Raw genomic sequence first — 13,335 nt, forward strand, 5'->3', positions numbered from 1 at the left:
CGACACTTGTTGGCATGATAAGTCGATTTGGCCCGTTTGAGCAAATCGCTGTCAGGGGGAGAGAAAATGCGGAAAGCGGCTGCATTGGTTTCGGTCATCATTGGCGCTGCGTTTCTGTCTGGCGCATACGCCCAGGCGGTTCAACCGACGCTGGTTCCAAAGCCCGCGCCGATCGCCAGCCAACTCCAGCCGCCACTCGTAAAACCGGCGCTCCCGACTGGCAGCGCGCAACCGCTGACGGCGGAGAACGTGGATGCCTGGCTCGATGGCTACATGCCGATTTCGATCGGCCGTGCGGACATTCCCGGCGCAGTGGTGGTCGTCGTCAAGGACGGCCAGATCCTGACCAGCCGCGGCTATGGCTTCTCGGACGTCGAGAAGCGCAAGCCGGTCGACCCGCACACCACGCTTTTCCGTCCAGGCTCGACCTCGAAGCTCTTCACCTGGACGGCGGTCATGCAGCAGGTCGAGCAGGGCAAGCTCAACCTCGACGAGGACGTCAACAAGTACCTCGATTTCAAGATTCCGCCGCGCAACGGCAAGCCGATCACCCTTCGCAACATCATGACGCACACGTCGGGGTTCGAAGAGCAGGTGATGGACCTGATCGCAGTCGATCAGAAGAAGTACGTTCCCTACGACACGATCCTGAAGCGCTGGGTGCCGAAGCGGGTCTATGATCCGGGCACGACGCCGGCCTATTCCAACTGGGCGACGGCGTTGGCGGGCTACATCGTCAGCCGTGTCTCGGGCGAGCCGTTCGAGGCTTACATAGAGCGCCATATCTTCGCGCCGACGGGCATGAAGTATGCGACCTTCCGGCAGCCGCTTCCAGCAAACCTGAAGCCCTTCATGGGCGAGGGCTACCAGCCGGGTAACGACAAGCCCTACGGGTATGAATTTGTCGGTGTCGCGCCGGCCGGCAGCCTGTCGGCGAGCGGCGACGACATGGGCCGCTTCATGATCGCGCATCTCGCGAACGGCGGGCCGTTGCTGAAGCCGGCCACGGCGCAGCTGATGCATTCCACCGCCAACGATCCGATTCCGGGCCTGCAGAAGATGTCGCTCGGCTTCTACCAGTCGAACATCAACGGTCATCCGGTGATTTCGCACGGCGGCGACACGGTCGCCTTCCACAGCGACCTTCATCTCTTTCTGAATGACGACGTCGGCCTGTTCGTCTCGTTCAACAGCCCCGGCAAGGAAGGCGCAGCGCATGCGCTTCGCAACACGTTGTTGGAGGAGTTCGCCGATCGTTACTTCCCGGCGCCCGCCGACACCCGGAAGCTCGCTGCGAAGGAAGCAAAGGCGAATGCCGAAAAGCTCGCCGGTACCTGGTCGACCTCGCGCCGGTCCTTCTCCAGCTTTATCAGCATCACCGACTTCATCAGCCAGACGAAGGTCGGCGTCGGCAAGGACGGCGAACCTGTCCTGACCGACGGCCTGTTCCTTGGACTGAACGGCCAGCCTCGCAAGTGGGTTGCCGTCGGTCCGATGCTCTGGCGCGACGCAAACAGCCACGAGATGCTCGGCGCCAAGGTCGTCGACGGCCAGGCGGTTCGCTTCAGCCTTGGCAGCGTTGCCCCGATCATCGTCTGGGACCGGACGCCCTGGTACCAGAACTCATCCTGGCTGCTCCCCCTGACCTATCTCAGTCTCGCAGTCCTCTTCCTGACCATGCTCTTCTGGCCGGTCAGGGCGATCGTTCGCCGCCGCTACGGTGCGGCGCTCGGACTCGAGGGTCGTGAGTTGAAGGCGTATCGGGCCAGCCGCATCGCCGCCACCGCCATCTTCCTGACCTTGATCGGTTGGGTGGTCATGATCTCGGTGATGTTCGACGACCTAAACTATCTCAGCGTCAGCTTCCTGCCGGTGGTCCTGACGGTCCAGGTGATCAGCTTCATCGCCTTCATCGGAGGCGCCGCGGCGATCCTTTGGTACGCGGCGACGGTCTGGCGCCGGAAAGGCGGCTGGAAGGCGACCTGGAAAGCCAAGGCCTGGAGCGCTCTGTTGGTCGTCTCCGCACTGACCGTCCTCTGGGTTGCGCTCACCTATCATCTCATCGGCTTCGCGACGAACTACTGATGGGCCTGGCGCTCGCCTACCGGATTGAGACCCACCGTCTCGCCGCCCCGTTCCGGATCTCCGGCTACGTGTTCGAGGCTTCGGAGTTGGTCGTCGTCGAGCTCACAGACGGGCAGCATCGGGGGCGGGGGGAGGCGGGCGGCGTCTATTATCTCGGCGACCAAGCGCCGCAGATCGTCGAGGCGCTGGAAGCGAACCGTTCGGCGATCGAAGCCTGCGAGAGCCGCGAGGAGCTTCGGCAAATCCTTCCTATCGGTGGAGCCCGCAACGCGGTGGACTGCGCCCTGTGGGAGCTGGAAGCGAACCGTTCCGGAATTGCCGCGTATCGGCTGGCAGGTATCGAAGTTCCGCGCCCGCTGATCACCACGTTCACTCTGGGTGCGGACGATCCGGCGAAGATGGCCGAAGGAGCGCGGCGCTACGCCGATGCTCGCGCAATCAAGCTCAAGCTTACCGGCGAACTGTCTCTCGACATCAATCGCGTAGCGGCAGTCCGTGACGCCCGGCCGGACGTCTGGCTCGGGGTCGATGCCAACCAAGGCTTTGGTGTCGGCCAGCTCGACGCGCTCGTAGCGGCGATGGGCGAACAGCGCGTGTCCCTCATCGAGCAACCGATTGCGCGGGGGCGCGAAGCCGATCTGGAGGGCTTCGAGAGCCCGATTCCGATCGCCGCGGACGAGAGCGTGCTCGGCCTCGCGGACGTTCTGGGCCTCGTCGGCCGCTTCCAGGTGGTCAACATCAAGCTCGACAAGTGCGGGGGCCTTACCGAGGCGCTGCTGATGGCCGAGGAAGCCCGTCGGCTGGGCCTCGGCGTGATGGTCGGCAACATGGTCGGAACGAGCCTTGCGATGGCTCCGGCGTTCATCCTCGGACAGCTGTGCGATTACGTCGACCTCGACGGACCGACCTTCCTCAAGGAAGATCGCGTTCCGGGCGTTCATTACAGCGACGGCCAGATCTGGTGCCCCGATGAGGTCTGGGGAACTCCGGCCGCGGTACTGGCCGCATGAGTGAGAAGTCGAACTGGTTCGGTCAGCCGCGCGGACTGACGATCCTATTCCTCACGAACATGTGGGAGCAATTCTCCTACTTCGGAATGCGGGCGCTGCTCGTCTATTACATGACGACGACGATGCTGTTCGGGCAGGAGAAGGCCTCCAGCATCTACGGCTTCTACACGGCCTTCGCCTACTTCACGCCGATCATCGGCGGGACGATCGCGGACCGTTGGCTCGGCAAGCGTCGCGCGGTGATCATCGGCGCGGCGATCATGGCGGCGGGCCATTTCATGATGGCGTTCCAGCCCGCCTTTTACTTCGCGCTGGCGACCATTGCGCTCGGCAACGGCTTGTTCCTTCCGACCCTGCCGAGCCAGATCAACGACCTCTACAAGGCCGACGATCCGCGGCGTCCGTGGGCGTACAACGTCTATTATGTCGGCGTGAACCTCGGCGCGTTCCTCGCGCCTTTGATTTGTGGATTCCTCGGCGAATCCTACGGTTGGCACTGGGGCTTCGGAGCCGCCGGCGTCGGAATGCTCGCGGGACTCGTCATCTACGTCTGGGGCCAGCCCTACCTGCCGGTTGAACGCAACGAGGCGGAGCCGGTGCTTCCCGCCAGCAAGCAGACGCACAGGGGCCGCGACACTGTCCTGCTGCTGCTCGGAATCGGCTTGGCTGTGACGATTTTCCGCGGTGCTTACGAGCAGATCGGCAACACGTTCGCGCTGTGGATGCGCGATGATGTCGATCGGGTGATCGGCGGTGTCGAGATCGGCGCTGCAATGTTCTTCTCGCTGAACCCGCTTCTTGTCATGGTCATGACCCCGCTGCTGCTGGCCCGCTGGAAAAAGCAGGCGGAGCAAGGACGCGAATTGTCGCCGACGCAAAAGATGGCGTGCGGCGCGCTGATAGTCGCCGCGTCATATCTCCTGATCGCTGGCGCCGAGGCATTCAGCGGTGGTGGCCGCGCGCACTGGCTTTGGCTGCTGACCTATTTCGTGATCTTCACGCTGGGCGAGCTCTACATCTTGCCCAACGGCCTCGGCGTGTTCGCCCGGCTCGCGCCTCCGAAGCTCGGCGCAACCACGGTTGCCTCCTGGTATCTCGCCATCTTCAGTGGAAGCCTACTGGCGGGACAGGTCGGGCGGCTTTGGAGCCACCTCGGGCACATCCAGTTCTTCGTACTGCTCGCGGCAATCGCGAGCGCTGCGGCGGTCATGCTTTACCTGCTCGACCGGCCGACCAGGCGGATACTCGCTCAGGCGCAGCAGTCAGGCGTCGTCGATCTGACCGACGTCCCGGAGGGAATTGCGAGGCCTCAAAATGCCTGAGGTCCGACGAATTCAAATTCTGAGCAGATTTTCGGCGCCTGTTCCGCGCCATCAAGGCCTGACGCGGAGACGCAGGCCATCGATCAAGGGGAGTTGAAAATGACTAGGCTCGGAAACGCATCGCGAATTGCACTCTTGGGCTCAGCAGCCGCCTTCTGTCTTGGCTTGCCATCGGGGGCGCTCGCCCAAAACGCGCCGGCGGCTTCGCAAGCACAGCAACCTGAAGGCGATGAAATCATCGTCACCGCCCAGAAGCGTGAGCAGGCGCTGCTCGACGTTCCACAGTCGATTTCGGTTGTCACCGCCGAGACGCTCGAGAACCTGCATGCGACACGGTTTTCGGATTACCTGACCCGGCTTCCGAGCGCGAACATCGTCGAAACCCAGGCTGGCAATTCCCGGATCGTGCTGCGCGGTGTCAACACCGGCGGCGTCGGTGCTACCGTCGCGACGTACGTGGATGAAACGCCGTTCGGTTCGGCAACCGCGCTTGCGAACGGTGCAATTCTCACGCCGGATATCGATCCGTTCGACCTTGCACGGGTCGAGGTCCTGCGTGGGCCGCAAGGCACTCTGTACGGCGCTAACTCGCTCGGCGGTCTCGTCAAATTCGTGACGGTGGAACCGGGGACGAGTTCATTCGGGGGCGCCGCCGAACTCGGTGTTGAGGGCGTCTCTCACGGTGACACGGCCTGGTGGGGTCGTGCTGCGGTCAACGTGCCGCTCTCGGATAACGCAGCCTTCCGGGCGAGCGGCTTTTATCGCCAGGACCCGGGTTACATCGACGACCCGAGCCTCGGAAAAGACATCAACGACGGGAAGACCTACGGCGGACGCGTGTCGTTCCTCGTACGGCCAACGGACAGGCTGACGGTGCGGGCGTCAGTCCATCTCCAGAACATCCGCAGCAATGGGACGAACGAGGTCGATCTCGATCCCGTCACGTTCAAGCCGGCCTACGGAAGACTGACCCAGTCGCGCGTTCTGCAACAGCCCAACAACATCGACTATCGGATCTACAACGGGACGATCGATTACGACTTCGGGTCTGTCGGGCTGGTGTCATCGACAAGTTACGGCACGCTCGATCAGACGGCCGTCGTCGATGCAAGCAGTGTCTACGGGCCGCTGCTGACCTTCTTCTTCGGTGTGCCGCTGGGCGCCGCGGTCGACCAGGGGATGACCCAGCGTCGCTTTACGCAGGAGGTACGGCTGGCCTCTACGGGAAAGCAGACGATCGAGTGGACGGTCGGCGGCTTCTACACGCGCGAGAAGAATGAGTTGACGCAGAACCTGTACGGGGTCGATGCGCTGACCGGTGACTTGTTCCCGGGCCTGGATGGTCTCGTCATTGTCGCCCTGCCGTCGCGCTACCGGGAATATGCAGGCTTCGCGAATGCGACTTGGCACATTTCTCCGAAATTGGATCTGACCGCGGGCGGCCGCTACAGCCACAACAGTCAGTCGGTAGTGCAGAAAACGGACGGCCTCCTGGCTGGTGGTGCGAGCAGCTTCGACGGAAAGTCGTCGGACAACGTCTTCACCTATTCGGTCGCCCCCACGTTCAAGCCCAACAAGAACACGCGGATCTATGCTCGTGTCGCCAAGGGCTATCGTCCGGGCGGGCCGAATGCGGTCTCGCCGCTCGCTCCGGAAGGCGTGCCTCGGCAGTTCGGTCCCGATACGACGACAAACTACGAACTTGGCGTGAAGACCGAGACGAACGACCGCCTGCTGACCTTCGAAGCCAGCGCGTTCCTGATCGACTGGAAGGACATTCAGCTCCTCGCACAGGTCGAAGGGTTCGGCGTCAACACCAACGGCGGAAGCGCACGAAGCAAGGGCGTCGAGGTGACGGTCGGCGTCAATCCCAACCGAAACCTGTCCCTTTTCGCCAATGGGTCATACGTCGATGCATATTTGACGAAGGACGCGCCAATCATCGTCGGCGGCGTCAAGGGCGATCCCTTGCCTTACAATCCCAAATGGCAGTGGACGCTTGGCGGCGAGTATGAGCATCCGCTGAGCGACTCATTGACGGCCCGCGGAGGGATCAGCTGGCACTACACTGGCCGGAGGTTCAGCGATTTCGACGCCACAAACGGGCAGCGGAAGCTGGACTCATTCGGGCAGGTCGACGCCCATGCTGGCCTGGAATTTGGCCGTTACCGTCTCGACGCCTTCGTGCGAAACCTGACCGATGCTCGGGGGATCGTGAATCTCGGGTTCTTCGGCGATCTCAACGGGAACCTCGCTGCATCCGTCATCCGGCCACGCACGGTCGGTCTGTCCTTCAGCGTTCGCCAATAGGGGATCGCTAAATGGCGCAGGGCGTGGAGGAACGAGCGCGGACAGCGGACAGGTCGGACGCGCGGGTGGGGCAGCTGCCGCGCCCGTACCTCCTGTTTCTCGGCGACACCGTTGAAGCGGGCTTTGCGAAGACTGCGTTCGGGTTGCGTGACTGGGCGCCCGAACTGTGCATCGGCGAGTATGCACTTCCGAGCGCCCGGATCAGCCTCGGACTGCCGAAGCTGTCGCCGTCGGAAGCGTACGACCGGGGCGCTCGCGCGCTTGTAATCGGCGTTGCCAATTCGGGCGGCTTCATTGCCGAGGCCTGGGTTCCTGCGCTGGTCGATGCGCTTGAAGCGGGGCTCGACATCGTAAGTGGAATGCACGCGAAGCTCGGGCAAATCGCGGAGCTCCGCTATACAGCGGAGCGTCTCGGGCGGCGCCTGATCGACATTCGAACGCCGCCCGCGAACATTCCAATCGCCACCGGCCTCAAGCGCAGCGGCAAGAGGCTGCTTACCGTCGGGACCGATTGCGCGCTCGGCAAGAAATATACTGCTCTGTCGATCGCTCGCGCCTTTGCCGCGCGTGGGGTCGCTACCGATTTCCGGGCGACGGGTCAGACCGGAATCATGATTTCCGGCGGCGGCATTCCAATGGATGCGGTCGTTTCCGATTTCGCGGCCGGGGCGGCTGAATTGCTGAGCCCTGCGGCCGCACCTGACCACTGGGACGTGATCGAAGGGCAGGGCTCGATCCTTCACCCGGCCTATGCCGGCGTGTCGCTAGCTCTGTTGCACGGCAGCCAGCCCGACGTGTTCGTCGTGTGCCACGATCCAAGCCGAACGCGCTTGCTCGGCGATGAAGACTTCGCGGTTCCGCCGGTTGAGGAGATCATCGATCTCACGATTTCGCTTGGACGACGGACCAATCCCGCAATCCGTTGCGGCGGGATTTCTCTGAACACGTCTTCGTTGAGCGATGCGGATGCGACCTCCCAATGCGACGCGGAGTCTGCTCGATTGGGGCTTCCAGTTGCCGATCCGGTTCGCGGCGGACCGGCTTTCGACGCGCTAATTACGGATTGCCTGAAGGCGTGACCGACGCAGCGAACGCCGAGCACACTTGGTTCAAGCGCATCCTGCTGCCCGGCCTTGCGCTCAAGGCGTTCGTGATCGGCGGGGGCTACGCGACCGGCCGCGAGCTCGCCGAATTCTTCCTGCCGTCCGGGCCGCGCGGTGGACTGATGGCCATCGGCCTCGCGACCGTGATCATGAGCCTTCTTTCGGTGATCACCTTCGTAATTGCACGGCGGCTACAAACTTTCGACTACCGCAACTTTTTCAGAGAGATTGTCGGTCCCGGCTGGATTCTGTTTGAACTGGCCTACCTGCTTCTCGTGGTGCTGATCCTCGCCGTTTACGGTGCGGCGGCGGGAGCGATCGCGGGGGCGGTGTTCGGGGCGCCGGAATGGGTCGGAACGGTTGCGCTCATGTTCGGGATCGCGGGCGTCGTTGCGTTCGGGAACAGGGCCGTCGAACGCCTTTTCCGCGACGTCTCCTATCTCCTTTACGGGGTGTACGCGCTCTTCATCGTCTTCGCGCTCTATTCGTTCGGCCATTTGATCGCGCCGTCATTCGCGGCCCACCCCGAAACTGCCGGGTGGGCGATGGGAGGCCTGACGTACGCCAGCTACAATACGGTCGGCGCAGTAATCATTCTGCCCGTGCTTCGGCACCTCGTCAGCGATCGCGACGCAGTGATCTCTGGCGTGCTCGCTGGGCCGCTTACAATGCTACCGGCGCTTATGTTCTTCATTCCGATGGTGGCTTTCTATCCTGCCATCAAGGACGCGCAGCTTCCGTCAGATGTCCTGCTGCAGCGCATGGGACTGCCGTGGTTCCACTTGCTGTTTCAAGCTATGATCTTCTCGGCGCTTCTCGAAAGCGGGACGAGCGCCGTCCACGCGATCAACGAGCGCATCGACATTGCTTGGGAATCTCGGGGCCGAGCTCCCTTGTCACACCGCGCGCGCCTGACCATCGGCCTGGTATTGCTTGCATTGTGCATGTTCGCAGCGGGCCGCTTTGGCCTCGTTGCCCTGATCGCCAACGGCTACCGGGCTCTGGCCTACATCTTCCTCGCAGTATTTGTCCTGCCGCTGCTGACCATCGGCGTCTGGAAGATCTTCCGAAACGAACGGGCGCCGGAGCATGCGCTCGAGACTTAAGCAAAGGGGGGATGCAATGAAGCCTCGTGTCGCGTTGCGCACAATGTTTGCGGCAGTCTCGCTCGCCGCGCTCAGCGGCACCTCTAGCGCCGCCCCGCCGGCCGGGTTCGAGCGGCGGGTCGAGCAGCTTCGGAGAGACATCGGCGTCCCCGGAGTCAGCATTGCCATCGTCGAGGGCGGCAAGGTCACCCTCGCGCACGGCTGGGGCGTTCGAGACGTCACCACGAACAAGGCGGTCGATGCCGATACGATCTTCTTCACCGGATCGACGGGCAAGGCTTTCACCAACGCGGCGCTCGCGACTTTGGTCGATGAAGGCAAGCTCGGCTGGGACGACAAGGTCATCGATTACATGCCCGACTTCCGCATGTGGGATCCGTGGGTCACGCGCGAGATGACGATCCGTGATTTGCTGGTCCACCGCAGCGGCCTCGGCCTTGGCCAGGGGGACTTATTGTTCCTCCCAAACAGCACTTTGTCGCGCAAGGAAACGGTGCGGCGTATCCGCTACCTCAAGCCCACGAGCAGTTTCCGCAGCGGCTATGCCTACGACAATATCCTCTACATGGCGGCTGGCCAGCTGATCGAGGAAGTCAGCGGCAAGACGTGGGAGCAGTATATCCACGACCATGTCTTCGGCCCGCTCGGGATGAAGAGTTCGACCAACACCGACAAGGAATTCCAGGCAAATCCCAATCATGCGCGGCCGCACAGCCGCAACGACGGCCCAGTTCACGGAATGGGAACGCAGGCTCCGCTCGATGAGAATGCGACAATTGCCCAAAACGCTGCGCCGGCCGGCGGGCTGGCAATCAGCGCCAACGACATGAGCCAATGGCTGCTGACGCAGCTTGGGCGGGGCAAGATCCCGGGCAGCGAGAAAAGGCTGTTCTCAAAAGAACAGTCCGAGCAAATGTGGACTGGGGCGGTCATCACGCCAGTCCCGCAATATCCGCCCGAGTTCGCTGCGGCGCAGCCCCATTACGATCTCTATGCCCTTGGCTGGGACCTGTCCGATTATCGCGGCGCTCAGGTCGTCGGGCACGATGGCGCCGTGCTCGGGTCGCAGGCGACTGTCGCTCTCCTGCCGGAAAAGAACGTCGGCATTTTCATCGCGTCGAACAGCGAGGACGGCGAGATCATCCGCGGCCTGCTGTACGAGCTGCTGGACCATTATCTCGGCCATCCGCAAGCCCATTGGCCGGAGAAGTGGCACGCCTTCAAGGTCGCTCGCCTGAACGCGGCGGCGAAGGCGGTTCGGACCGCGGAAGCGAAGCCCACCAAGATCGGTCCGTCGCTTCCACTAGCCAACTACGTCGGCGACTACACCGACCCTTGGTACGGCACGATCAAGGTGCGTCAGGCCGGGCATAATCTCGCGATCGAATTCCCGCACTCGACGGGAATGGAGGGGCCGCTGACGCACTATCAGTACGACACGTTCAGGATGAATCCGTCACTCGACTGGGTCGAGCCGGCCTATGTTACATTTTCGATCGGCGCCGACGGCAAGGTCAACCGGATAACGATGAAACCCGTCTCGCCGAGAGCGGACTTCAGCTGGGACTATCAGGACCTGCTGTTCACTCCCGCAGCCGCGAGCAAGTAAACTTGCGTTAGCCGATCCTAGGGAAGTTACTTATCCTTCCCGTGCGAGGAGCGCGTTACTCGCTCGAGCATGATAACGCGCGGTGAACAGATGCTTGCGCTCCGCAGAAGCCGGATGGCGGCAACCCATCCATTCCTGCGTGGCGGATTTCGGCCATTCTTTTTCGGGGGAGCGGCGTGGGGGCTGATCGCACTCGCGCTCTGGATTTGGACTCTCGCCGGAGAGGTCTCGTTGCCAACGGCGTTCGAGCCGCTCAGCTGGCACCGGCACGAAATGCTGTTCGGCTTCGTGGGTGCAATCGTCGCCGGGTTCCTGCTCACGGCCATTCCGAACTGGACAGGGCGATTGCCGATCGCCGGTCCGCCGCTCGCTTCGCTGTTCGGCCTGTGGCTTGCAGCGCGAATTGCCGTCCTTTTCTCCGGCGAGATTGGCCGCTTGATTCCTGCGGTGCTGGACGTCGGCTTCTATCTAACGCTTGCGTTAGTTGGAGCCCGCGAGGTCCTCCAGTCGAAAAACCGAAACCTGCCCATTGTCGGGATGGTGCTCCTCTTCGGATTTGCCAATGCGCTCGATCACGCAGGCGCGGCTGGCCTGATTGGCAACAGCGATCTCGGCTGGATGTTTGCCTTGTCGCTCGTCGTCCTGATGATCTCATTGATCGGGGGACGGATAACCCCGTCCTTCACCCGTAACTGGCTCATGAAGCAGGGTGTCAAATTGAGATTGCCGTCGCAGCCTGGCCGCTTCGACATCTTTGTCATCGGAGCGACGGCTCTGGCCTTGCTGGGCTGGGTCACAGCTCCGGCAGGTTATCTCTCAGGGGGCCTGTTGCTAGCCGCAGCCGCCCTTCAGTTCGTCCGGCTCGCACGCTGGAGCGGGGTTCGCACCGTCTCCGATCCGCTCGTCCTCATTCTCCATGTCGGTTACGCCTGGGTTCCGATTGGCCTGGCCCTGCTGGGTGCCAGCCAAATTGGCGTGCCGATCCCCCGTAGCGCCGCCATCCATGCGCTCACCGCAGGCGCGATGACGACGATGATCCTTGCCGTCATGACCCGCGCGAGCCTCGGTCACACCGGCCGCGACCTGAAGGCAAATGGCGCGACGGTCGCCATCTACGGACTGATTACGGTTGGCGCGTTGCTGCGCGTTTCAGCACCGTTGCAGCTTCTCGACTATCGCCCTGCGATCGAGGTTGCTGGCCTGGCCTGGGGCGGCGCATTGCTATTGTTCCTGATCGCCTACGCGCCAGTCCTCTGGCGCCCGAGATTGGGTGAAAGCGCCTAGATGCCCGCGTACCACTCGTAATCGTTGGTATCTTCCCAGTAGCCGCCACGGCCGCCGTAGACCCCGGCAAGGCTCTCAACCGCTTCGATGCGCTGGATGTACTTCGCCTGCTTGTAGCCGAGTTGCCGTTCCACCCTCAGCCGGAGTGGCGCGCCGTTCGGAACCGGGAGCAGCCGGTCGTTCATTGCCCAGGCGAGAATGGTCTGCGGGTGGAATGCATCGATGAGGTCGATGCTCTCGTAATATTGCCGGTCGCCGAACCGGTCCGCGCAATGGAACACGATATACTTGGCGCGCGTGCTCAGCTCCGCGGCTCCCAGGATCGTCGCCAAGGGGACGCCGTGCCATTTTCCGATCGCGCTCCAGCCTTCGACGCAGTCGTGCCGGGTGATCTGGGTCCGATGCGGTAGTGAGCGCAGCTTCTGGATCGGGATGGATAGCGGGCGCGCCACAAGGCCATCCACGTTGATGCGCCAGTTGGCGAAGTTCTCGTTCAGGTGCCGGGCGTATTCGTTCGTATTCGGAAGCCGGGTCCCGTTCGATCGGAAGATGGGCGACATGTCCGCTGCGCGATATTCGGGCGCGAGTGCGTCGCGAGATGTGATCAGCCGCTGCGCCTTCATCGTCAGGCCTTCGGATGAGCGCAGGATCCCACGGAAGGTCTCGCTCCGATCGAGCCTGTCGCAGCCTGCGACCAGCAATCCACTGGTACCGGCGGCGATGAACTTGCGGCGGCTTATCATTGTTGACCGGCCTCCGTGCGAAGCCTGAAGCGGCCGGTGACCATCGACCCGATCTCGTTCACCGGGCCGGCGAGCGCCACCATGATCAGGTGGATGATGATGAACAGGCCGACTCCGGCTGCGCAAAGGAAGTGGATTGACCTCGCCGACTGACGGCCCCCGAACGCTTCTACCAGCCACGGCCATGCCGCGCTCATTGCCGGCGCCATTGCAAGGCCGGTGAGTACGAGGAGAGGCAGCAGCACGAAGATCACCGCGCCGTAGCTCAGCTTCTGCAGCGTGTTGTAGCGCGCCGCCGCCTCACCGGTCGGGAAGCTCAGCCGGGCATGCTCCTTGATGTCGTGCCAGATGTGGCGAGGCCGAAGCTCATCGCGCGTCGGAGCAAGATCGCGTTGAACGTGCCGGTTCCACAGGCTGACGAGCAGGAAGATCACCAGCCCGGCGGCGAATAGCCACGCGAAGGCCAGGTGCCATCGGCGGGCACCGGACAGGCTGTAGTAGGACGGGATCGTCAGCCATCCGGGGAAGCGCGGGAGCTGGAGCCAGGCGTGATCGAAGTTCGCGCCGTAATTGCCCCAGTAGAGTCGCGGATGAGCGTTGGAGATCATAAGCCCGGACATCAGCATGACGAACACGGTCACCGCATTCACCCAGTGCCAGATGCGCGTGCCGAGCCTGTGTCTGACGACGACTTGAGAGGCCTCGGCGGGTGCGGGCTCGTCGATCTCGATGCGATTCATCGCTCACCGCATTCTGTAGCGGA

At 62.8% G+C, this 13,335-nt stretch carries 10 protein-coding genes; 8 read left to right on the top strand and 2 right to left on the bottom strand.

All coding sequences use genetic code 11. The features are described from left to right. Positions 1 to 66: 66 nt before the first annotated feature. From ACMC5O_RS03705 to ACMC5O_RS03740, 8 genes are all read left to right on the top strand, one after another. Entirely contained in the window at positions 67 to 2,085 is a 2,019-nt protein-coding gene (locus tag ACMC5O_RS03705) for a serine hydrolase domain-containing protein (protein WP_187707661.1), read from the top strand. After that, positions 2,085 to 3,095: a dipeptide epimerase gene (locus ACMC5O_RS03710; protein WP_426693280.1), complete on the top strand. Its 1,011-nt coding sequence runs from the start codon at positions 2,085 to 2,087 to the stop codon at positions 3,093 to 3,095. Before ACMC5O_RS03705 ends, ACMC5O_RS03710 begins: the two co-directional genes overlap by 1 nt. Next, a complete protein-coding gene (locus ACMC5O_RS03715) occupies positions 3,092 to 4,417 on the top strand; it encodes a peptide MFS transporter (RefSeq protein WP_187707660.1) in 1,326 nt (441 codons plus the stop codon). The genes ACMC5O_RS03710 and ACMC5O_RS03715 overlap by 4 nt, the downstream gene beginning before the upstream one ends. A 165-nt stretch (positions 4,418 to 4,582) precedes the next feature. Further along, positions 4,583 to 6,727 carry a TonB-dependent receptor gene (locus ACMC5O_RS03720; protein ID WP_426693281.1) on the top strand — a complete coding sequence of 715 codons (2,145 nt, stop codon included), beginning with the start codon at positions 4,583 to 4,585 and terminating at the stop codon, positions 6,725 to 6,727. An 11-nt stretch (positions 6,728 to 6,738) separates the two neighbouring features. Continuing rightward, entirely contained in the window at positions 6,739 to 7,806 is a 1,068-nt protein-coding gene (locus ACMC5O_RS03725) for a DUF1611 domain-containing protein (RefSeq protein WP_187707657.1), read from the top strand. Beyond that, on the top strand, positions 7,803 to 8,936 hold the full coding sequence (locus ACMC5O_RS03730; protein WP_426693282.1) for a YkvI family membrane protein: 1,134 nt from the start codon (positions 7,803 to 7,805) through the stop codon (positions 8,934 to 8,936). Before ACMC5O_RS03725 ends, ACMC5O_RS03730 begins: the two co-directional genes overlap by 4 nt. 16 nt (positions 8,937 to 8,952) lie before the next feature. After that, on the top strand, positions 8,953 to 10,545 hold the full coding sequence (locus ACMC5O_RS03735) for a serine hydrolase (RefSeq protein WP_426693283.1): 1,593 nt from the start codon (positions 8,953 to 8,955) through the stop codon (positions 10,543 to 10,545). A gap of 114 nt (positions 10,546 to 10,659) precedes the next feature. Continuing rightward, on the top strand, positions 10,660 to 11,829 hold the full coding sequence (locus ACMC5O_RS03740) for an NnrS family protein (protein ID WP_426693284.1): 1,170 nt from the start codon (positions 10,660 to 10,662) through the stop codon (positions 11,827 to 11,829). On the opposite strand, the gene ACMC5O_RS03745 is transcribed toward ACMC5O_RS03740, so the two are convergent. Further along, complete coding sequence (locus ACMC5O_RS03745; RefSeq protein WP_187707656.1) at positions 11,826 to 12,572, bottom strand: molybdopterin-dependent oxidoreductase; 747 nt, start codon at positions 12,570 to 12,572, stop codon at positions 11,826 to 11,828. The genes ACMC5O_RS03740 and ACMC5O_RS03745 overlap by 4 nt on opposite strands. Then, positions 12,569 to 13,312: a cytochrome b/b6 domain-containing protein gene (locus tag ACMC5O_RS03750; protein ID WP_187707655.1), complete on the bottom strand. Its 744-nt coding sequence runs from the start codon at positions 13,310 to 13,312 to the stop codon at positions 12,569 to 12,571. The genes ACMC5O_RS03745 and ACMC5O_RS03750 overlap by 4 nt, the downstream gene beginning before the upstream one ends. Between the last annotated feature and the right edge of the window lie 23 nt (positions 13,313 to 13,335).

It is taken from the genome of Sphingomonas sediminicola, from assembly GCF_049991885.1.
Classification (GTDB): domain Bacteria; phylum Pseudomonadota; class Alphaproteobacteria; order Sphingomonadales; family Sphingomonadaceae; genus Sphingomicrobium; species Sphingomicrobium sediminicola.

Bases quoted from the DNA above. Each gene is read 5' to 3' on its own strand.
- ACMC5O_RS03740 (WP_426693284.1), top strand. From the start codon at position 10,660: ATGGCGGCAACCCATCCATTCCTGCGTGGCGGATTTCGGCCATTCTTT.
- ACMC5O_RS03735 (WP_426693283.1), top strand. From the start codon at position 8,953: ATGAAGCCTCGTGTCGCGTTGCGCACAATGTTTGCGGCAGTCTCGCTC.
- ACMC5O_RS03745 (WP_187707656.1), bottom strand. From the start codon at position 12,572: ATGATAAGCCGCCGCAAGTTCATCGCCGCCGGTACCAGTGGATTGCTG.
- ACMC5O_RS03705 (WP_187707661.1), top strand. From the start codon at position 67: ATGCGGAAAGCGGCTGCATTGGTTTCGGTCATCATTGGCGCTGCGTTT.
- ACMC5O_RS03715 (WP_187707660.1), top strand. From the start codon at position 3,092: ATGAGTGAGAAGTCGAACTGGTTCGGTCAGCCGCGCGGACTGACGATC.
- ACMC5O_RS03750 (WP_187707655.1), bottom strand. From the start codon at position 13,312: ATGAATCGCATCGAGATCGACGAGCCCGCACCCGCCGAGGCCTCTCAA.
- ACMC5O_RS03725 (WP_187707657.1), top strand. From the start codon at position 6,739: ATGGCGCAGGGCGTGGAGGAACGAGCGCGGACAGCGGACAGGTCGGAC.
- ACMC5O_RS03710 (WP_426693280.1), top strand. From the start codon at position 2,085: ATGGGCCTGGCGCTCGCCTACCGGATTGAGACCCACCGTCTCGCCGCC.